Genomic DNA, 18867 nt, shown 5'->3' on the forward strand with positions numbered 1-18867 from the left:
ATTCCGGCCGTTCGCCGTTCCCGCGCCCGCGGCATGTAATCGATTGGCCGTGCTACTTGTTTGGGCAGGGGCAGCTAAAAATGTCTGGGCTGGGTGGTTGAGTAGGGGGCATGGAAGAAGCGCGCTTGATTGCCGATGAACTCCTACGTCAACACCTTGCTGAACGACGCGCGAAGGCCGAGAAGGTCGCCCTGGTGGCGGAACTGGCCGAGCGTTACATCCTGCCTGCGGGGGCCGAGGTCGTCCATGGCCGCATGGTCGACGCCCTGGTCGAGGAGGTCTACCCCGTCGGCGGTCCGGGCGCGCCCGCCATCTCCGAGTTCGCGCCGATGGAGATCGCCGCCCTGCTGGGGGTCTCCACCCGCAGGGCGCATGTGATGATCGACGGCGCGGTCCACCTGAAGTGGCAGTTGCCGGAACTGTTCGAACAGATGCGTCGGCTGCTGGTCGACGCGGATCGGGCGGTACAGGCCTCCTACGCCGTCTCGAAGCTGCCGGGCGAGATCGCCCGCCAAGTGATCCGCCGCTGGGCCGCCGTCCAGGAACGCTACGCCTGGACAGGTGCGTTCAAGAAGCTCGACGAGATGATCGCCGAGGCAGACCCGTCCCGAGCCGAGGACGAAGCCCGCCTGCTCGACGAGCGGCAGGTCAAGCTCTGGGTGGGCAACACCGGCCAGTCGAGCCACGCGGTGCTCGGCGGGGTGGACGCCACGCTCGACGTGCTCGACGCCAAGCTCTTCGGCGCCGCCGTGGCCCAGATCGCGGCGCTGCTCAAGACCGTGCAGGGTGACGAGTCAGCGCTCGACATCCGCCGGGCCAAGGCGTTCGGGGTGCTGGCCCGGCCCGCCTACGCACTGGCCCTGATCCAGCAGGGCGCTCGCCAGGCAGCAGATCCGGAGCTGCCCATCGAGCCTGCGGGGCCCGACGCCGATGCGGACGCGGCTGGCCAGCGCTACCTGCCTGCCGGATGCGCGGGGCACACCTGCGGCACCATCGACGTGCCGTTGGAGAATCTGCTGCCCAAGGTCACCGTGGATGTGGTGGTGGAGGCCGACGCGGTGGGCGCGCACAGCGTCGCCCGCATCGACGACGCCATCACCATCGCCACCAGCAGCCTTGCCACGGTGCTGGAGGGCAAGCAGGTCAATCTGCGTCCGGTCATCGACCTGCCCCGCATCCCCGCGGAGGACCAGTATCGGCCGTCGGTGGCGATGCGGAGGGCGGTGCGCGCCCTGTGGCGCACCGAGGTGTTCCCCTATTCCACCCTCCGGTCGTCCAACAAGGACCTCGACCACGTCGTCACCTTCGCCCTCCGCCGCGGCAGGGGCCAGACCAGCCTGCCCAACCTCGTGCCGGTCAACCGCAGGTTCCACCGCGCGAAGACCGCGGGGCTGTGGGCCACTGCCATGGACAACCACGGCCGCGCCATCCAGACCAGTCCTCTGGGCTATCAGTACATCGTCACGCAGTACGGCACCGAACCCGTCATACCGCTGCACCGGTACGGACGACACATCGAGGGAGGGACGCTGCTGCGTCGACGCCGCAGCGCGTAGTCCGCCCACCGGGGCGGCGCGCGTCACCCTTCAGCTGGTCGTCAATCAGGCGGTCCAGCCCAGAAGCACGCCTCCGAGGGTGACTCCCCCGATCAGGATGCCGAGCGCCACAACCGGCACCAGCAGCACCCACAGGGGGCGATCCCGCAGCAGCCGGATGGCCACGACGAGGAGCACCACCCAAATGGCGAGGAACACCACGAGCCAGGCGCCGGGCACCACCAGCCCGGCGGTGAGGTAGAGGTAGCCGACCACCAGGTGGGCAGCCAGCCCGACGATGCCGAGCGCACGTTTCCACGCCTCGGTGTGCCCCTGCGCAGCGGATGCTTCCTTCATCTGCCCACGCTACTCCCGGGCATGGACCCTGCGCGATTGGCGACCCCGGTTGGATTCGAACCAACGACACCCGCTTTAGGAGAGCGTTTTGAGGGTCCGAACCAACTCCGCCCCCACGACGCAAAACACCTTGCAATGTAACTGTGGCAAGGTGTTTTGCTGTTGTTGGGAGCGTTTGCTGTTGTTGGTCATTCTCGGACGTTTGCGGACTTCTTGCGGACTTGGTGCGGACTACCCCTGAACCCGCTCCACCACGGCCTCGTAGTGGTGCAACCGCCCGCCCAGCCGGTGCGGCTCAGCGTCGCCCTTGGGCGCGTACTTGACGCCGTCCACCACCACCTCGTCCGACGCGACCACCAGCCCAGCCGACACCGGCAAGATGACGCGGTACCGGGTGACGATCTGTTGCCCGGCGTCGGTGTACAGCTCCGACGCGAGCGGCACGAGGTCGCCGTACACGGTCCGCGTGTTGCCCGCCGTGGCGATGCCCAGCTTGGTCTTGCCCCGGTACATCACAGGGCCCGCTTCCGGTACCGGTTGAGCACGGCCAGCTCCGCCAGGGACCAGCCGTTGAAGCCCGCCCCGACGGTGACGCCGCCCACGGTGCTGGCCACCTGTTCGGGGTTGGCCGTGAGCCGTGCCGTGGCGGTGCGGATGACCGCGCGCAACTCCCGGTTGGGCACCCCGCCGGTGAAGCCGTTGCCCCGGGTGTAGGCGCTCACCATGGCGTTGATCGTCGTCAATGCCTTGTCGATGACCGCCACCAAATCGGGGTTGTCCGGCTGACCCATGAGCGCGGCCACGTCGGCCTTGGCGTCGATGACCTCCACGGGCTCGGGCTCGTTGCCTGCGACGGCCACGAGGACGTTGTAGCGGGTCTTCTGGTTGTAGCGGTTGGCCCACTCCAGGACCACCACGAAGTCGCCCGCCTCGGTAGGCGTGCCGCTGAAGGTGGTGGCGGTGACGGTCATGCCGGGCGGTGGGGTGGACCCGAACACATACAGCGACCAGCCGATGGCTTGGGAGTCGCCGGGGTAGGCGTTGGTGCCAGTGTCCACGTAGGTGTACATCTGCGCCACGGTGAAGGTGTAGGTCTGCCCCAGCTCCAGCGGGGGCATGGGGACTTGTGTGCCGGTGAGTGCCATGGTGGCCTCCTTCTATGACGAAGGGCCCGCCCCGCCCCGACGGCAGAGCGGGCCCCTCAGCTCGTTACGGGCGGGTGATGCCCGTGAGGGCCACGATGGCCTTGGGGTTGAGCGGTGCGGCGTCGTAGCGGGCCACCACGCGGATGGCCTGCTGGTCGTAATCGGCGTAGCGCTCGGTGAGCACCTTCACCGACGGGGCCAGGTCACGGGCAACCGCGATCTGGGAGAAGTCCACCAGCGCGGCCCGCCCGGTCGGGGTGGCCCCGGTCGTGTCGGGCACCCGCGAGGTGACGATGACCGGCGCGCCGAACAGTCGGAACACGGCGTCCTGAGTGGGGTCCGCGTTCAGGATGTACTTGCCGGAGGTGTCCTTGACCTTGCGCAGCGCCACGAAGTCGCCCGGGGTCATGAGCCACTTCAGCCCGCTCATGGTGACGTTCTCGGACAGGGCCATGCCCCACGCCGTGATGAGGTGATCCAGGGTGAGCGCGCCGCCCACCGCGAGAGTCTGGATGCCGGAGTAGGCGAACAGGCCCTTGGGGGTGGTGATGCCGTCGCCGCCCGCGCTGAGGAACTGAGCGTCCAGCTTCGCGGCCACGTCGCCCACAAGGCGGTCCTTGATGGCCTGATCCAGCGAGACGACCGACTGGCGGGCCAGCTCGTTGGAGTAGCGGGTGATGACCTTCACCGACTTCATGGTGGAGGGCATGAGCTGAAGCTCATCGAAGTCCACGTCCTTCTCGGTGATGAGTTCGTTCTCACCGTGCCATGCCGGGTCGGTGAAGGTGGACCCGTTCTTGGGGATGCGCAGCGGCCCGGCTGTGTCGAAGATGCGGGGCCCAGCCGCGAGGAAGACGGAGCGCTCAGTGAGCGGCTGCACAAGGGTCTTGACAACCTGTTCCTGAGTCAGCTCAGTTGCGTTGGTGGTGGCCATGGTCATGGCGACGTTCCTTTCAGAGTTGAAATAAGGTTCGCGTCGCCGCCAGGGCTCAAAGCGTAAGGGGTGCGGCCACCAGGACCACACCCCTCACTATACCCCCTTGGGGTATCTAGATCACCTGCACGCCGCGCCCATCTTCGTAGGCGCTCGGGGCGGCCTTCTTCCGCCTCAGAAGGAACGTGTAGTCACGCTCCCCACCGGCGTAGCGCTCGATCACGGGCCCGCTCACGTACTCCCAGCCGTCTTCCTGCCACTCATCGAACTTGGGCGACACGTCCAGGTCGATGTCCCGCTCTGGCGTGCCTTCGATGGTGAAGGTCTGGTACTCGTACTTGGCCACGGTTTCCTCCTATGCTCCGGCCCGCAACAGCGCGGCCAGGTCCACGTCACCGCTGTTGCCCCCGGTGGGGCCCTGTCCAACGTCGCCGCGCGGGGTGCGGCTGGCCAGGTGCGGCTTCTTGTCCAACAGCGTAGTGATGGCCGCAGACAAAGCGTCGGAATCGGCCAACAACTCGTCGCTGAAGGGCAGGTCTGACGGGTCCGCCAGCCTGCCGGTGGCGGTCACCTTGGCGGTGAACAGCTCACGGGCCAGGTCGTCAGCGCGCTTGGCCTTCACGCGGGCCTCAGCGGCTTCCTTGCGCAGCTTCTCCACGTAGTCACGGGGGAAGGTCTCGGCGTCGTCCTGAGCGGCCTCGGGGGCTTCCTGTGTGGTGTCCTCGGCCTCGGCCTCGGGGGTCTTGTTGTCTTCCATGATCTTCTCCTAGTCGTTGTCGGTTGGAAGTACGGGTTCTTGTCCGCAGCCGCAGCCGCGATGCGTCCACATCACTTGGTCAATGGACACGATGCCGTCGGCCAGGTCGTGGCAGACTTCGCACGCTCCGGGCTCCGGTGAGCGCCGCCAATGGCGTACGTCTTGGCCCTTCAGCGCCTGCGTGCGGCCCTGTTGGAGGGCGTCCAGGGTGACCGCCCGCCCGACGACGACAAGGGCCCCCAGCACGGCGGCGCGATGGTCCTCGTCCACCTCGTCCGGGTAGGCGTCGTGGAGTTCCTGAAGGATCACCTCATCGGCGTCTTCGTCGTCGGCGGGCACCCAGCCGCCGGGCAACTTGTCCAGCTCCATGGCGGTGTACTTGTCCGCCAGGAGGATGGCCACCGCCACCGACGTACGCAACAGCACGGCCAGTTCCACCACCAGCTCGGAGCGGTTCAGCTCGCCGCGCTCGTGGCGTGCGAACAGCGCCCGCACCTTGGCCTCGGTGTCGTCGGCTACCCGGGCTTGGACCTTGACCCACGGCGGGAGGGGCTTCCTACGCTTCATCGAACACCCCCAGGGCGCTGAAGTTGGTGCCGGTGGCGTCCAGCGACTCAGCCCGGCGCGCGGCCCTGATCTGGCCCACCTCGTCGTCGGAGTAGCCCAGCTTGCGCAGCGCGTACGTGGCGGGCAACAGCCCGGCGCTGAACAGCTTCACCACGGCGTCGGCTTCCTGAGCGATAGACCGGGTAGCCGGGTCCGCCCACTGGACCGCCAGCGCGACGGCGTGCGGGGGCAGGCCGGTACGGACCGCCACCATGAGCCGGGCCACCTGTTCCCAGCTCCGCCCGAAGATGGCCTGCCGGGCTTCTACCTTCGCCACCAAGCTGGCCTCAGCCGCGCGCATGGCGTCGGCGCTGGCGGGCTGGTCGCCGTGGGCCCCCAGGTAGTGCGGGGGCAGGCCGGACACGGCGCTGATCTGGGCTTGGATCACCCGCACCGCCGCCTCGTAGCTGGCGAGGTCCGCCGCCGGGAGCGCGCCGAACTTGGCCTCGGGGGCCTCGGAAATCATCATCCGGTTGGCCTCGGGGTACGGGTTGACCACGTTGCCGTCCTCGTCCTCGGCCAGCTCCACGCCGGAAGCCCAGCGCCGGGGCCTACCGGCGTACTCCGACGCCACCAGCATGTCGGCCAGGGACTTGTTGAGCGCGTCCACCAGCGGCATGAGGTCGTCCAGCTCCGACGATGCCGGGCCCAACAGCCGGTCGGAGTTGCGCAGCGGCACCACCGGAACGATGCCGAACGGGTTGTGAAGGGTCTCGGTCAGCTCGAAACCGCTGACGTACGCGCCGGGGTTGGGGGCCAGCCACTTGGTGATCCGGTCCGGTTCGTACATGACCGCGTGGGTGCCCGCCGGGGACTCCCAGCGCTTCACAGCCCGGGTCACTTCGCGGGTGGCCGGGTCACGCATGACCGCCACCTGTTCCGGCGATTCGACGGTGACCAGGGGCCTGCCCATCGTGTCGGCCCACACGATCACAAACGACTCCCCCAGCGTGAGCGCTTCGCGGTGGGCGATGCCCGCGAGCTGGTCAAGGTCGTTGCGCCGCCAGTCGTCCCACACCGTGCCGGTGTCGCCGGTGAAGCCGGTCACCCGCAGCCTCTCGGCCATGGACGTGACCGCCACGTGGCAGATGTTCGTTGCGATGCGCCCGAACCGGCTGCCGATGGCTTCGCGGGCCTCGGGCGCGAGGAACGCCAGGGGCTGTTCGGCGCGGTAGTACCGCTCACGGGTGGCCCGTCGCGGGGCCCCTTCTTCGATCACGCCCAAGACTCGGGCGAGCTTCTCAATGTCCTGCATGTTGGTGTTCCTTCCTAGAACGACGCGGCACGGTGCCGCTTCTTGTTGTTGGTGTGATGGGCTGCCCTGTCCAGGGCGATGATGAACGCCACGGCGGCGTCGATCTTGCGGGGCGAGGTGCGCGCGTCCTTCACGATCACGTCACCTACCGGGGTGCGCTTGGCGACGGCGTGCGCGAGGTGAGCCGCCAGCCGGTGGTCACCGTCATGGGTCACCGACTGTTCGACCACGGCTTGGTATGCGCGGTCCGTGGCGGGTCCCATCCGCTTCAGGAAAGCGGTGTTGAACTCCACCACGCGCTTCTCTCCATGACGCTTGGCCCAGCCCTCCAGTTCGGAACGCCAGCCCCAGGGGTCAGCGGCCAGCTCCGCCACGTCGTAGGTGGTGAACGCCAGGTCCACGGCCATGTCCACGTCCGCACGCGGCACCCGCCACTGTGGGTCGCCGGGGTTCTCCCAGACTTCCAGGACGAACACGTGGGGTTTGGGCCCGACGGTCGCGCCCACCAGGGCGGTGGAGTCGCCGGACGCGGACCCGTCGAACGCCAGCACCACGCGCTCACCGGGGGCCACCACGCGGGCGGTGTCCTTGCACTCGTCCCACGCACCGAACGGCAACCATGCACCGGCGGACTTGACCCACTGGCCAAGCCTGAGCTGCCTGAATACCGGCTCCCGGAGCGTGCGGGCAGCTGCCGCCAAGCCGTCTTCCGCGAGGAAGTCACCTAGTGCGGGGTTGGCCAGCGCCCACGCTGCCTTGTCGTCCTTCGCGCAGCCGTCGGGCGCGCTGAACTCCTTCAGGAAGAACGCCGGGTCTTGGCCGCTTCGGCCATGCTCAACGAGCTTCCACATGATCGAGTCAGCCGACGTGGCCGGGGTGCTGATGGCCAGCACGGTGGACTCGGGCCGCTTACCCGACACCGACGTGACGGCTTCCCAGACTGCCTCAGTGACCACGTGAAGCTCATCGACAATGAGCAAGCTCGGGTCCCAACCGTGAAGCGCCGCCGGGTCCGCCGGTAGCGGCGTCAAGGTGGCGTCATTGTGCGGAACAAGGATCTTGTCCTTGTAGACGTGGGCCCGCTCCGCCAGCTCGGGGTTCAGCTCAATCATCCGCCGGGCGAGGTTGAACACGATGCTGGCCTGTCGCTGGTCTGAGGCCACAACCAGCACCTCAGCCGACGGCGGACCCACGAACAGCTCCGCCACCGCCAACGCAGCCGCCAGCGCGGACTTGCCGTTGGCCCTCGGCAGGGACACCAGCGCCGTACGCACGCCCGGAGCGAACGCGCCAGTGACGATGGCCCGTTGCCACGGACGGAGCTTGAACGGGCCACCAGCGCCCCGGCCCTTGGTCACCTGCAAGTAGGCACCGATGAAGCGCATACGACGCTTGGCCCGGTCACGCGGCCAGCCCTTGAAGTCCAGCGGTTCGACGGCAATAGCCGCCTTCGGACCCGCCTTCAACGCGCTCACGGGGTACCCCCCGTGGTATGAGAGCGGAACTTCGCCTGCCTGCGGGGCTCCCTCGTGACCCGGTTCGCCCCTACCCCCCTAGCTGCACCGCGTCGGGAGTTGCAGGACCGGCACACCACTTCCACGTCTTGGAGACGCACGGCCAGCCCCTTGTCCTTGCGCTCCCACGCTTCGGGCAGGTGGTCGGCGGTCAAGTCGTCGGCGGTGCCGCAGTCGGTACACCAGGGTTGGAGGGTGCGGGCCCGACGGCTGAGCCTGTCCCACGCCGCGTCATAGCCAGCCGCTCGGCTTGGTCGTCGCACCTCGGCCACGGGCTTGCACTCGTCACACCACGTGGTGGTTGTGACCGCACCGCAGCCGGGGCACACCTTGGCCAGCCCGCCGGTCATGCTTCGGCCCGCCCGCCGGTCATGCTTCGGCCCGCCCTTCCAGACTGTCCCGCTCCAAGCCGCCAGCTTCAACGTCCCTCAAACCACGACCGTCCCCCGCTCCTATAAGCGGGGGGACACTCGGGACAGTCCCGGGGACACCTGCGGGACACTGCGGGACACTCGGGACACTCGGGGCGGCTGGCGGGTACAGGGCCTTCTTGGACCCCTCCACCCGACGGACCACGCGGCCCGTTGCCACGGCGGTGTCAACGGCTGGTTGCACGGCGGTCTTGGCGAACTTCACCGCCCGGCTGGTCAACTCGTCTTGAAGGGCCCGCGTACCGACGCCGGGCACCTCGGTCACCACGGCCACGATGGCGTCCACCAGCTCGTCGCGCCGGGTGTTGTGCTCCACCGACCACTTGTTGGCGGACCGGTCCAAGGTCAACCGGCGGGTCTCGGGGTCGAACTCCAGCCGCCCTTCCGGCACGTCCACGTCGCGGCCCAGCGCCGACAGGTAGCGCGCGCCGTAGGCGTCCATGGTCAGCCGCACGATGGCATCGGGCCAGTCCTCCAACGCGCTGGACCCTCGGGACCGGTCGCCCTGCCACCCGGCATGGTTGACCAGCACCAGGTCACGGGCTCCGACGGCTTGGCGGGCGAACTCCGACAGGAGGTGGAGGAAGCGGGCCACCTGCCCGGCGTCGTTCTGTGATTCCTCGGTGTAGGCGTTGGCGAACGGGTCAACGATGAGGCTTTCAACGCCCCGGGTGCGCAGCTCCAGCGCCAGGGCGGCGCGGTCGTCGTCGTGGCTGAGCGGGTTCCGACGGCCCCGGAGGTTGGCCACCACCAGCCGGTCCAGGGGCACGCCCGCCTCAGCAGCCCACCGGCCAAGTTGGGGCCCCGACACCTCAAAGTTGAGCACCGCCACGGTGCCGGTTACCGGCGTCACCGCGAACTCCCCAAGGAAGGGCTCACCGGTCAACAGCGAGCGGACCAGGTTCAGTGCCAGGGTGGTCTTGCCGGACTTGCGGACGGCGCTAATGAGCGTGGACCCCTCGGCCACCATGAGCCCATCGACGCGCCAACGTGGGGCTTCCAGGGCACGCATGGCCAGCTCGGTGCCACTGGTCACGTCCAGGGGCTGGGGCGGGCCCTCCATCTCACGCTTGAACGCCCGGTTCGCCGCGTCACGCGCCCGCAGCCGCTTCAGCTCCAGTTGGGTCATGGCCGCGTCGGTGACGGCCAGCCGGTCTTGAGCCTTGGCCCGCATCATGGTCTCGCTCATAAGCTCCGCGTGATGCTGGTTGTTCTCGGCGGCCTCGGTGGCCTCAGCCGCCTTGCGCAGCTCGTCTTCGATGTTCACTGGAAGCTCCTCATGTACTCGTCGCGGATGGCTCCCAGCTCATCGACGGTTCGAACGTTGTTGTAGCGCGCGCACTCGTCACACGGGTTGCCCTTGGCGTCCTGTTCACGGCACGGCAAGGGGGTGAAGTCCGCCAGCCGCAGCACGTGGGCGGGGGCGGGCTGGATCATGCCGGTGGCGGTCACCTCGGACGACCGGCACGGCAGGGGGAACGGCACCCGCTGAAACTTGGTGGTCAGCACCGACGCCTCGGGGAAGCGGTGGGCCGCCGGGTGCTCGGGGAACTGGAAGCCCTCGGGCACGGTCCACAACCGCACCACGGAGCTGTTCCACGGCAACCGCACGGTGAAGGTCTGCTGGTTTCCCGGCGCGCTCCAGTCGGGTTGCCACCAATGGCCGGGCGCGCGGTCGTCCCACGTGAGCTGGGGGCCTTGGCCGTAGAAGTCCATGCCCGCCACGTGGGGGTCGCCGTCGCGGTTGTGGGCCAGCACGCCGCCCTCGGGCCGGGAGACGATGCCGAACACGCCACGCGGCGCGCGGCCCATCACGGGGTCACGGAAGTGCTTCCCGCTCCACGCCACCACGATGTCCTCGGGGCGGGTCAGGAACGAGATGTTCGACCACCCGGCGGGGTACACCTCAAAGCCACACTGAGCCCAGTGAAGGGCGGCTTCCAGGTCGCTGCCGAAGTCGATACCGAACGGCCAGAAATGCGGTTCGACGTAGGGGTTTGACGCCTCAAACGCCACCATGGCGTCTTGGGCGGTCATAGCGTGCGGCGCGTCCTGATTCGTCGGCGTCTTGTTGGTCGCGTCGCTCATGGGTCAGCCCCCCACGGCGGTGGTGGCGTACTGCTTGGCCAGCCAGGTGTCCACGTCTTCGCGCTTGTAGACGATCCGGCGGGGGCCCATCTTGAACGACTTCGGCCCGGTTCCGATGTGCCGCCAGTAGCGGAGCGTGGCGACGGGTACGCCCGTCAGCTCCGACACCTCGGCGGTGTTGAGTAGGTCTTGCATGGTTTCCTCTCCGAACCACATTGGTGTGATTCTGTTCCTCCTGGAAACGACGGTAGGGCATGAACTTGTTGCGGTCAAGCACCACAGCTAGTAATGTTTGTGGGCATGGAGAACATTGAACAGTTTGCAGACCGGGTTACCCGGGGCATCGCCGCCCGTATCCGCGAGGTCCGCGAGTCTCAGGGCATGAGCCAGCAAGCGGTTGCCGACGCGCTCACCGCACGCGGGTATGAGTTCAGCCGCCTCATGGTCACCAAGACGGAATCCGCCGGGCGACCCATCACAGTGGCGGACTTGGCCGGGTTCGCAGTCGTCTTCGGCGTGCCGGTCACTGACTTCTTCAACACCCCGACGGACACGCTCAGGGCCACGGTGGACAACCACCTGCTGGACCTACAGGCCACCGCCGTGGCGCTGGAGGAACTACAGGCCACGATCACCGCACGCACGGCCCAACTCAACGCGCGCCGCGCCGCTCTGGGGGGCTGAGCCATGGCCAGCGTCACCAAACGCCCCGACGGCACGTACCGCGCCCGGTACCGCGCTCCCGGCCACGACGGCAAGATGAAGGAGTACGCGAAGCACTTCCCGACGAAGAAGGCCGGTCAGGCATGGCTTGATGAGGTCACGGCGTCCCGGGTTACCGGCACCTACATTGACCCGGACCGCGCGCGTAGCACCGTGGCCGCGATGGCCACCACGTGGTTGGCGTCCCACCCGGATTGGACCCCATCGACGCGGGCACGCAACGAGTCCGTGGTGGCCGTCCACGTGCTGCCCCGGTGGGGTGCGGTGAAGCTGGCGGACGTGACCCACGAAGCCGTCCAGGAATGGGTTGGCGGCTTCCAGCTCGCCGGTGGCACGGTGCGCAAGATTCTCGGTGTGCTCAACGGCATCCTTGAACTTGCGGTGACCACCAAGCGGCTGGCGGTCAATCCTGCCGTGGCCGTGGCCCGCCCCAAGCAGACAATCAAGCGCCGCCGGTATCTCAACGCCCACCAGGTCGAACGGTTGGCCCATGCCGCCGGTGATGCCTTCGACGTGGTGATGGTGCTGGCCTATAGCGGCTTGCGGTTCGGTGAGCTGGCGGCGTTGCGCGTCGGTTCGGTCGATCAGTTGCGCCGTCGGTTCCGCGTGGAGGAATCCGTGACGGAGGTCAACGGGGTGTCCGAGTGGGGCACTCCCAAGGATCACCAACGCCGGTCGGTGCCGTACCCCGACTTCTTGGACGATCACGTGGCGGCACGCATGGCGGACAAGGGGCCCAATGATCTGTTGTTCCCGTCGGCGCGGGGTGGGGTGCTGAGGGTCCGCAACCTTCGGCGCGGTTGGTTCGACGCGGCTGCCGTCGCCGCCGGTGTGGAAGGTCTCACCCCGCATGAGCTGAGGCACACGGCGGCATCGCTGGCGGTCAAGGCCGGGGCCTCAGTGCTGGCCCTCCAACGGATGCTCGGGCACGACAAGCCCAGTACCACCTTGGACGTGTACGCGGACTTGTTCGATGAGGACTTGGACGACGTGGCGGCACGGCTGGCGACGGTGCGCGCCGCCGGTCTTGCGGACTTCCTGCGGACTGAGCCGCGTTTGGTGGCCGTCCAGTGACCCGCCAACTAGCGGTTGACTAGGCCAAACACTGGCGACCCCGGTTGGATTCGAACCAACGACACCCGCTTTAGGAGAGCGGTGCTCTATCCCCTGAGCTACGGGGCCAACCCGGTTAGGATACCGGGCTGCCGGACTGGTCGCGAATGTCCTACCGCAGCGAGCCGTAGGTGGCCTTCGCCTTCTCCAACGCCGACACGTAACCTGCCCGTTCGAAGGCATCCGCCGGGGTGTCCTTCGGCACGCTCAGCAGGCCGCGGGCCTGGCTCAGCGTCAGGTCGCGATCCTCCAGCCAGGCGGCCAGTTCATCCACCAGCACCTCGGCGTACGCGGGGCCGCGTCGGATCAGCGACGACGTGGTCATCACGACGTCGGCGCCCGCGAGGATGTACTTCACGACGTCCTCGGGGCGGTCCACGCCCGTGGTCCCCGCGAGCGAGGCGCCGATCCTGCCGCGCAACACGGCGATCCAGGTCCTCGGCAGCCGTGCCTCCACCGGCGGGCTCAGCGACACGCCAGACTCCACCGTCACGCGGTCCACGTCGATGTCCGGCTGCAGGAACCGGTTGAACAGCACCAGGCCGTCCGCGCCCGCCTGCTCGAGGCGGAGCGCCATGTTGCCCAGCGAGGAGAAGTACGGGCTCAGCTTCACCGCGACCGGCACGTCGACGGCGCTCTTCACCCCGGCGACGATCTCGAGGTGCCGCTCCTCCACCGCCGCACCCGTCACGGTGATGTCACCCGGAACGAAGTAGATGTTGAGCTCGATCGCCGCGGCGCCGGCGTCGGCGAGCCGACGCGCCTGCTGGGTCCAGCCGCCCATCGAGGCCCCATTGAGCGAGGCGATGATCGGCACGTCGACGGCGGCCGCGCCCTCCTCGACGAGCTTCAGGTACGCGTGGCTCGCGTCCTTCTGCGACGCCGGCACCGACGGGAAGTAGCTCAACGCCTCGGCGAACGAGTCGTCGTAGAGCTCCTCCAGCTGGGCGGCCGCCTCGGCCTCCCGGCGCAGCTGCTCCTCGAACAGCGAGAACATCACGACGGCGGCCACGCCGCCGTCGGCCAGCGACTTGATGCCGGCCACCGACTGCGACAGCGGCCCGGCAGAGGCGACCAGCGGGTTGCGCAGCGTGAGCCCGAGGTACTGGGTGGTCAGGTCGGTCATGAGTCCCTCCTGGGGTCAGCGGCGAACTGGTCCGCGCCGCGGGCGGCGAGTTGTTCGTATTCACCCCACCGGCGGTCCACCTGCTCCTGCGCCAGCGACAGCAGGCGGTCGGCCTCCTCCGGGTCGGCGGCCCGGAGCACGCGGTAACGCAACTCGACCGACTGGTACTCCGCCAACGACAACCGGAGCCGCGGCGAGTCGAGCAGGAACGGGTTGCCACCCGCGTCGCGGATGACGGGGTTGTAGCGCATGAGCGGCCAGTGGCCGGAGTTGACGGCCTTGTACTGCTGGTCGAGGCCCTTGCGCATGTCGAAGCCCTGCGCGATGCAGTGGCTGTAGGCGATGATCAGGCTCGGCCCGTCGTAGGCCTCCGCCTCGCGGAACGCCTTCAACGTCTGCTGCGGGTCGGCGCCCATCGCCACGCGCGCCACGTAGACGGAGCCGTAGGCGGCGGCCTGCAGGGCGAGGTCCTTCTTGTTCGTCAGCTTGCCGCCGGAGGCGAACTTCGCGACGGCGCCCAGCGGCGTCGACTTCGACGACTGCCCTCCCGTGTTGGAGTACACCTCCGTGTCGAGCACCAGCACGTTGACGTTGCGGCCCGACGCCAACACGTGGTCGAGGCCGCCGGAGCCGATGTCGTAGGCCCAGCCGTCGCCGCCCACGATCCACACCGAGCGGCGCACCAGGTGGTCCGCCACCGAACGCAGGTCCTCGGCAGCCGTGCCGGTGAGCCCGTCCAGCTTGGGCAGCAACTGCTTGACCCGCCCCATCTGGGCGGCGATCTCGGAGCCCTGCCGCTGCGGCGCGTCCAGGATCGCGTCGACGAGCTCGTCGTCGCCGATCTGCCCCCGCAGCTCCAGGAGCCGACGGCGGGCCAGGTCCTCGTGCAGGTCCGCCGCCAGGCGCATGCCCAGGCCGAACTCGGCGTTGTCCTCGAACAGCGAGTTCGACCACGCCGGCCCACGCCCCTCGGCGTTCTTTGCCCACGGGGTCGTCGGCAGGTTGCCGCCGTAGATGGACGAGCACCCCGTCGCGTTGGCGATGGTGGCGCGGTCGCCGAACAGCTGGCTCAGCAACTTCAGGTACGGCGTCTCGCCGCACCCGGAGCACGCGCCGGAGAACTCGAACAGCGGCTCCAGGAACTGGGTGCCGCGCACCGTGCCGAAGTCGACGTTGACGCGCTCGTTGACCGGGATCTGCTCGAAGAACTCGACGGCCTCGATGTCCTTGTCCCGCTCCAGCTTGGGCACCAGGTTGATGGCCCTGCGCGACGGCTGGCCGAGCGGCTTGACGGGGCATGCCTCGACGTAGACCTGCAGCGTGTAGCTGGTCGACGGCAGGCCGGCCGCGTTGAGGGGTGCGCTCAGGAACCCCTCGGGGGCGCCGTCGAGCGCCTCGGTGGGGTACGACTTGGCGCGCAGCACCGCGTGCGGGCACACGAAGGCGCAGTTGCCGCACTGGATGCACGCCTCCTCGTCCCATTCGGCGACGATCTCGGAGATGTTGCGCTTCTCGAACTTCGTCGTGCCCGACGGGTAGGTGCCGTCGACCGGGAGCGCCGAGACCGGCAGGTCGTCGCCCCTCCCTTGCAGCATCGTCGCGGTGACGGTGCGGACGAACTTCGGGGCGTCGGCGGGCACCGGCGGGATGAAGCCGTGGCCCGACGTCACGTCCGCCGGGACCTCCAGGCGGAACAGTTCGGCCAGCGCGGAGTCGACCGCCTGGTGGTTCTTGCGCACCACCTCGGCCGACTTGCGGGCGTAGGTCTTCGAGATGGCGTCCTTGATCTTCCGGATCGCCACCTCACGTTCCAGCACGCCGGAGATCGCGAAGAAGCACGTCTGCAGGATGGTGTTGGTGCGGCTGCCGAGCCCGGCTGCGCGCGCCACCTTCCCGGCGTCGATGACGTAGACGTTGAGCCCCAGCTCGATGATGCGTGCCTGCATCGGCTGCGGCAGGTGGTGCCAGGTCTCCTGCGGGCCGTAGGGCGAGTTGAGCAGCAGCGTGGTGCCCGGGCGGGCGAACTCCAGCACGTCGACCCGCTCCAGGATCGACCAGTGGTGGCAGCCGATGAACCCGGCCTGGCTGACGAGGTACGGCGACTTGATCGGGTTGGGCCCGAAACGCAGGTGCGACACCGTCCGCGACCCCGACTTCTTCGAGTCGTAGACGAAGTAGCCCTGCGCGTACAGGTCCTCCGACGAGCCCAGGATCTTGATCGTGTTCTTGTTGGCGCCCACGGTGCCGTCGGAACCCAGCCCGTAGAACACCGCGCGCAGCGTCTCCGGGTCCTCGAGGTCGAGCGTCGGGTCGTAGTCCAGCGACAGGTGCGTCACGTCGTCGTTGATGCCGACGGTGAACCTGGGCCGCGGGGCAGCCGCGGCCAGTTCGTCGTAGACGGCCTTGACCATGGCCGGGGTGAACTCCTTCGATGACAACCCGTAGCGGCCGCCGATCATCAACGGCAGCCGGTCGCGGCGGCCCGTCGCGACGGCCTCCGCCAGCACCGACGACACGTCGAGGAACATCGGCTCGCCCGAGGCCCCCGGCTCCTTCGTGCGGTCCAGCACGGCGATCCGCTCCACGCTCGCGGGCAGCGCGGCGAGCAGCGCCTCCGTCGGGAACGGGCGGTACAGCCGCAGCTGGATGACCCCGACGCGCCCGCCGTCGGCGTTGATCCTGTCCACCACCGGAGTGACGGCCTCGACGCCCGATCCCATGATGATCACCACGCGATCGGCGTCCTCCGCGCCGTGGTACTCGACCAGCCCGTAGCGGCGGCCGGTGAGGGCCTCGAACTTGTCCATCGCGTCCTCGAGGACGCGCGGCACCCACGTGTAGAACGGGTTGGCGGTCTCGCGGGACTGGAAGTAGGTGTCGGGGTTCTGCGCCGTGCCGCGGATGAACGGGTTGGCCGGGCTGAGCGCGCGGGCGCGGTGCTCGAGCACCAGGTCGCGCGGGATGAACGAGCGCAGCTGGTCGTCGGTGAGCCGCGTCATGGTGTTGAGTTCGTGCGAGGTGCGGAAGCCGTCGAAGAAGTGGACGAACGGCAGCCGCGTGCGCAGCGTGGCGTGGTGCGCGATGGCGGCCATGTCGTGGGCCTCCTGCACCGACGCCGAACTCAGCAGGCACACGCCCGTCTGCCGCACGGCCATGACGTCCTGGTGGTCGCCGAAGATCGACAGGCCCTGCGTGGCGAGCGAGCGGGCGGCGACGTGGAACACCGTCGAGGTCAGCTCGCCGGCGATGCGGTACATGTTCGGGATCATCAGGAGCAGGCCCTGCGACGCGGTGAACGTCGTCGACAGCGCGCCGCCCTGCAGCGCGCCGTGCATCGCACCGGCGGCGCCACCCTCGGACTGCATCTCGATGACGGTGGGCACCTGGCCGTAGATGTTGGGGCGGCCGTGCGCCATCCATTCGTCGGCCAACTCCGCCATGGTGGAGCTGGGCGTGATCGGGTAGATGGAGCACAGTTCGCTCACGCGGTAGGCGACGTCGGCCGCCGCCTCGTTGCCGTCGATGATGGCCTGCAGGCTGCTCATCGTCCCACCTCCGGGATCATCTCGATGGCGTGCACGGGGCACTGCTCGTAACAGGTGGCACAGCCCGTACACAACTCGTAGTCGAAGCGGTACCTGTTGCCCTTGCCGAGCTTGATCACGGCATCCTCCGGGCACGCGCCGAAGCAGCCGTCGCACTCGAAGCAGTTGCCGCAGCTCAGGCAGCGGCGGGCCTCGAAGTTGGCCTCCTCGTCGGTGAGGCCGGCCACGATCTCGGCGAACCCGCCGATGCGCTCCTCACCGTCGGCCTCCTGGTGCTGCCGACGGGCGTGGTCGCCGAAGTACCACACGTTCATCTGGTCGAGGCTGACCATCGGGTGCTTCAGCGGCGGCACCCACTCCTCGCTGTTGAGGTAGGCGTCGATGCGCTTGGCGGCCTTCTTGCCGTGCCCGGTGCCGATGGTCACCGTGCGGTCCGACGGCACCGCGTCGCCGCCGGCGAAGATGCCCGGCACGGCGGTCATCAGCGAGTGCGGGTCGACGTCGACCACGTCGTCGTTGAAGCTCATGCCGGGGATGGCGCGGAGGAAGTCGGTGTCGGCGCGCTGCCCGAGCGCGAGGATGACGGTGTCGGCCTCGAGCTTCTCGTAGCGACCCGTGCCGCGGGCCTTGCCGTCGTCGTCGATCTCCATGATCTCGACGGTGAGGTCCTCGTCGTGCATCTCCTTGATCGTGCGCAGCCAGTTCATCTTCACGCCCTCGGTCTGCGCGCCCTCGAGCTCCTCGGCGTGCGCGGGCATCTGGGCCTGCGAGCGGCGGTAGACCACCACCGACTCCTCGGCGCCCAGCCGGCGGGCCACGCGGGCGGCGTCCATGGCGGTGTTGCCGCCGCCGTAGACCGCGACGCGGCGCCCGATGATGGGCCGCTCGCCGGAGGCGACGTCGCGCAGGAACGAGACCGCGTCCACCACCCGGCTGGCGTCGTTGGAGGGGATGTCGACGCGTTTGGAGATGTGCGCGCCGACGGCGACGAACACGGCGTCGAAGCGGCCCTGCTCCTGCATCGCGAGGAGGTCCTTGATGGGGTGGTTCTGGCGGAAGACGATGCCCATCTGCCGCAGCCGGTCGATCTCGGCGTCCAGCACGTCGCGCGGCAACCGGTACTCGGGGATGCCGTAGCGCATCATGCCGCCGGGGAGGTCGCCGGCGTCGAAGATCTCCACCTCGTGGCCCAGCCTGGCGAGGTGGTAGGCGGCCGACAGCCCGGACGGGCCGGCGCCCACCACCATGACGCGGCGGCCGGAGCGACGGCGGACCGGCGGGAACTGCCAGCCCTTCTCGATCGCGAGGTCACCGAGGTACCGCTCGACCGAGTGGATGCTGACGGCGGCGTCGAGGTCCTTGCGGTTGCAGGCCGTCTCGCAGGGGTGGTAGCAGACGCGCCCGTGGACGGCCGGGAAGGGGTTGTCGGCGACGAGTTGGCGCCACGCGGCCTCCGCCTGCCCCGCCTTGATCAGGCGCAGCCATTCCTGGATGTTCTCGCCCGCTGGGCACCCGGCGTTGCAGGGCGGGAGCATGTCGAGATAGATGGGCCGCCTGGCACGCACGGGGGCGACGCGCCCCTCGCTCGCGCTCAGGTCCGGTTGGACGGTCATGTCCTTCGGGTGGGTCATCGTCGGCCCCTTTCCAGTGCTACTACGAGCCATAGTAGGGGGCGGGGGTATGTCGCCGATGAGGGGGTGTCCGCAAACCGTGGGTTGCGCTGGGTTCCCCACCCCCA

At 68.7% G+C, this 18867-nt stretch carries 18 protein-coding genes and 2 tRNA genes; 3 read left to right on the plus strand and 17 right to left on the minus strand.

Annotated elements, in window-relative coordinates; genetic code table 11:
- Positions 1–110 precede the first annotated feature (110 nt).
- Entirely contained in the window at positions 111–1556 is a 1446-nt protein-coding gene (locus ABEA30_RS01190; RefSeq protein ID WP_345577759.1) for an HNH endonuclease signature motif containing protein, read from the plus strand.
- 45 nt (positions 1557–1601) lie between these two features.
- On the opposite strand, the gene ABEA30_RS01195 is transcribed toward ABEA30_RS01190, so the two are convergent.
- The 13 genes from ABEA30_RS01195 to ABEA30_RS01255 all read right to left on the minus strand — a co-directional run bounded on the left by ABEA30_RS01195 (position 1602) and on the right by ABEA30_RS01255 (position 10817).
- Positions 1602–1892, minus strand: coding sequence for a hypothetical protein (locus tag ABEA30_RS01195; protein WP_345577762.1), 291 nt, complete (start codon positions 1890–1892; stop codon positions 1602–1604).
- A gap of 37 nt (positions 1893–1929) precedes the next feature.
- A tRNA-Ser gene (locus tag ABEA30_RS01200) sits at positions 1930–2004 on the minus strand.
- Positions 2005–2123: 119 nt separating this feature from the next.
- A complete protein-coding gene (locus ABEA30_RS01205) occupies positions 2124–2405 on the minus strand; it encodes a hypothetical protein (RefSeq protein ID WP_345577765.1) in 282 nt (93 codons plus the stop codon).
- The gene (locus tag ABEA30_RS01210) at positions 2405–3037 is read right to left on the minus strand and encodes a hypothetical protein (RefSeq protein WP_345577767.1); all 633 of its coding nucleotides are present in this window, start codon (positions 3035–3037) and stop codon (positions 2405–2407) included. Before ABEA30_RS01210 ends, ABEA30_RS01205 begins: the two co-directional genes overlap by 1 nt.
- Before the next feature lie 64 nt (positions 3038–3101).
- Positions 3102–4061 carry a phage major capsid protein gene (locus tag ABEA30_RS01215; RefSeq protein WP_345577770.1) on the minus strand — a complete coding sequence of 320 codons (960 nt, stop codon included), beginning with the start codon at positions 4059–4061 and terminating at the stop codon, positions 3102–3104.
- Between the two features lie 25 nt (positions 4062–4086).
- Positions 4087–4317, minus strand: a complete 231-nt coding sequence (locus ABEA30_RS01220; RefSeq protein ID WP_345577773.1) for a hypothetical protein — start codon at positions 4315–4317, stop codon at positions 4087–4089.
- A 9-nt stretch (positions 4318–4326) separates the two neighbouring features.
- Complete coding sequence (locus tag ABEA30_RS01225; RefSeq protein WP_345577776.1) at positions 4327–4728, minus strand: hypothetical protein; 402 nt, start codon at positions 4726–4728, stop codon at positions 4327–4329.
- A 9-nt stretch (positions 4729–4737) separates the two neighbouring features.
- A complete protein-coding gene (locus ABEA30_RS01230) occupies positions 4738–5295 on the minus strand; it encodes a hypothetical protein (RefSeq protein WP_345577779.1) in 558 nt (185 codons plus the stop codon).
- Positions 5285–6589 (minus strand): phage portal protein, encoded by a 1305-nt coding sequence (locus tag ABEA30_RS01235; RefSeq protein WP_345577782.1) that lies wholly within the window; start codon positions 6587–6589, stop codon positions 5285–5287. Before ABEA30_RS01235 ends, ABEA30_RS01230 begins: the two co-directional genes overlap by 11 nt.
- Before the next feature lie 14 nt (positions 6590–6603).
- Positions 6604–8064, minus strand: coding sequence for a terminase large subunit domain-containing protein (locus ABEA30_RS01240; RefSeq protein WP_345577785.1), 1461 nt, complete (start codon positions 8062–8064; stop codon positions 6604–6606).
- A gap of 408 nt (positions 8065–8472) precedes the next feature.
- Positions 8473–9801, minus strand: a complete 1329-nt coding sequence (locus ABEA30_RS01245) for an AAA family ATPase (RefSeq protein ID WP_345577788.1) — start codon at positions 9799–9801, stop codon at positions 8473–8475.
- Entirely contained in the window at positions 9798–10622 is an 825-nt protein-coding gene (locus ABEA30_RS01250; protein WP_345577791.1) for a hypothetical protein, read from the minus strand. Before ABEA30_RS01250 ends, ABEA30_RS01245 begins: the two co-directional genes overlap by 4 nt.
- Before the next feature lie 3 nt (positions 10623–10625).
- Positions 10626–10817, minus strand: a complete 192-nt coding sequence (locus ABEA30_RS01255; RefSeq protein ID WP_345577794.1) for a helix-turn-helix transcriptional regulator — start codon at positions 10815–10817, stop codon at positions 10626–10628.
- 105 nt (positions 10818–10922) lie between these two features.
- Between ABEA30_RS01255 and ABEA30_RS01260 the strand changes: the two genes are divergently transcribed.
- Both ABEA30_RS01260 and ABEA30_RS01265 read left to right on the plus strand, forming a co-directional pair.
- A complete protein-coding gene (locus tag ABEA30_RS01260) occupies positions 10923–11306 on the plus strand; it encodes a helix-turn-helix domain-containing protein (protein WP_345577797.1) in 384 nt (127 codons plus the stop codon).
- Positions 11307–11309: 3 nt separating this feature from the next.
- Positions 11310–12419: a tyrosine-type recombinase/integrase gene (locus ABEA30_RS01265; RefSeq protein ID WP_345577800.1), complete on the plus strand. Its 1110-nt coding sequence runs from the start codon at positions 11310–11312 to the stop codon at positions 12417–12419.
- A gap of 32 nt (positions 12420–12451) precedes the next feature.
- Here the strand turns inward: ABEA30_RS01265 and ABEA30_RS01270 are convergent.
- The 4 genes from ABEA30_RS01270 to ABEA30_RS01285 form a co-directional block, all read right to left on the minus strand.
- Positions 12452–12527, minus strand: a tRNA-Arg gene (locus ABEA30_RS01270).
- A 43-nt stretch (positions 12528–12570) separates the two neighbouring features.
- Complete coding sequence (locus ABEA30_RS01275) at positions 12571–13584, minus strand: dihydroorotate dehydrogenase-like protein (RefSeq protein WP_345577803.1); 1014 nt, start codon at positions 13582–13584, stop codon at positions 12571–12573.
- Complete coding sequence (nifJ, locus tag ABEA30_RS01280) at positions 13581–17129, minus strand: pyruvate:ferredoxin (flavodoxin) oxidoreductase (RefSeq protein ID WP_345577806.1); 3549 nt, start codon at positions 17127–17129, stop codon at positions 13581–13583. The genes ABEA30_RS01275 and nifJ overlap by 4 nt, the downstream gene beginning before the upstream one ends.
- Entirely contained in the window at positions 17126–18793 is a 1668-nt protein-coding gene (locus ABEA30_RS01285; RefSeq protein ID WP_386084940.1) for an NAD(P)-binding protein, read from the minus strand. Before ABEA30_RS01285 ends, nifJ begins: the two co-directional genes overlap by 4 nt.
- Positions 18794–18867: the final 74 nt, after the last annotated feature.

It is taken from the genome of Tessaracoccus lubricantis, from assembly GCF_039544535.1.
Lineage (GTDB): Bacteria > Actinomycetota > Actinomycetes > Propionibacteriales > Propionibacteriaceae > Arachnia > Arachnia lubricantis.

Bases quoted from the DNA above. Each gene is read 5' to 3' on its own strand.
- ABEA30_RS01190 (WP_345577759.1), top strand. From the start codon at position 111: ATGGAAGAAGCGCGCTTGATTGCCGATGAACTCCTACGTCAACACCTT.
- ABEA30_RS01195 (WP_345577762.1), bottom strand. From the start codon at position 1,892: ATGAAGGAAGCATCCGCTGCGCAGGGGCACACCGAGGCGTGGAAACGT.
- ABEA30_RS01205 (WP_345577765.1), bottom strand. From the start codon at position 2,405: ATGTACCGGGGCAAGACCAAGCTGGGCATCGCCACGGCGGGCAACACG.
- ABEA30_RS01210 (WP_345577767.1), bottom strand. From the start codon at position 3,037: ATGGCACTCACCGGCACACAAGTCCCCATGCCCCCGCTGGAGCTGGGG.
- ABEA30_RS01225 (WP_345577776.1), bottom strand. From the start codon at position 4,728: ATGGAAGACAACAAGACCCCCGAGGCCGAGGCCGAGGACACCACACAG.
- ABEA30_RS01230 (WP_345577779.1), bottom strand. From the start codon at position 5,295: ATGAAGCGTAGGAAGCCCCTCCCGCCGTGGGTCAAGGTCCAAGCCCGG.
- ABEA30_RS01235 (WP_345577782.1), bottom strand. From the start codon at position 6,589: ATGCAGGACATTGAGAAGCTCGCCCGAGTCTTGGGCGTGATCGAAGAA.
- ABEA30_RS01250 (WP_345577791.1), bottom strand. From the start codon at position 10,622: ATGAGCGACGCGACCAACAAGACGCCGACGAATCAGGACGCGCCGCAC.
- ABEA30_RS01255 (WP_345577794.1), bottom strand. From the start codon at position 10,817: ATGCAAGACCTACTCAACACCGCCGAGGTGTCGGAGCTGACGGGCGTA.
- ABEA30_RS01260 (WP_345577797.1), top strand. From the start codon at position 10,923: ATGGAGAACATTGAACAGTTTGCAGACCGGGTTACCCGGGGCATCGCC.
- ABEA30_RS01265 (WP_345577800.1), top strand. From the start codon at position 11,310: ATGGCCAGCGTCACCAAACGCCCCGACGGCACGTACCGCGCCCGGTAC.
- ABEA30_RS01275 (WP_345577803.1), bottom strand. From the start codon at position 13,584: ATGACCGACCTGACCACCCAGTACCTCGGGCTCACGCTGCGCAACCCG.
- nifJ (WP_345577806.1), bottom strand. From the start codon at position 17,129: ATGAGCAGCCTGCAGGCCATCATCGACGGCAACGAGGCGGCGGCCGAC.
- ABEA30_RS01285 (WP_386084940.1), bottom strand. From the start codon at position 18,793: ATGGCTCGTAGTAGCACTGGAAAGGGGCCGACGATGACCCACCCGAAG.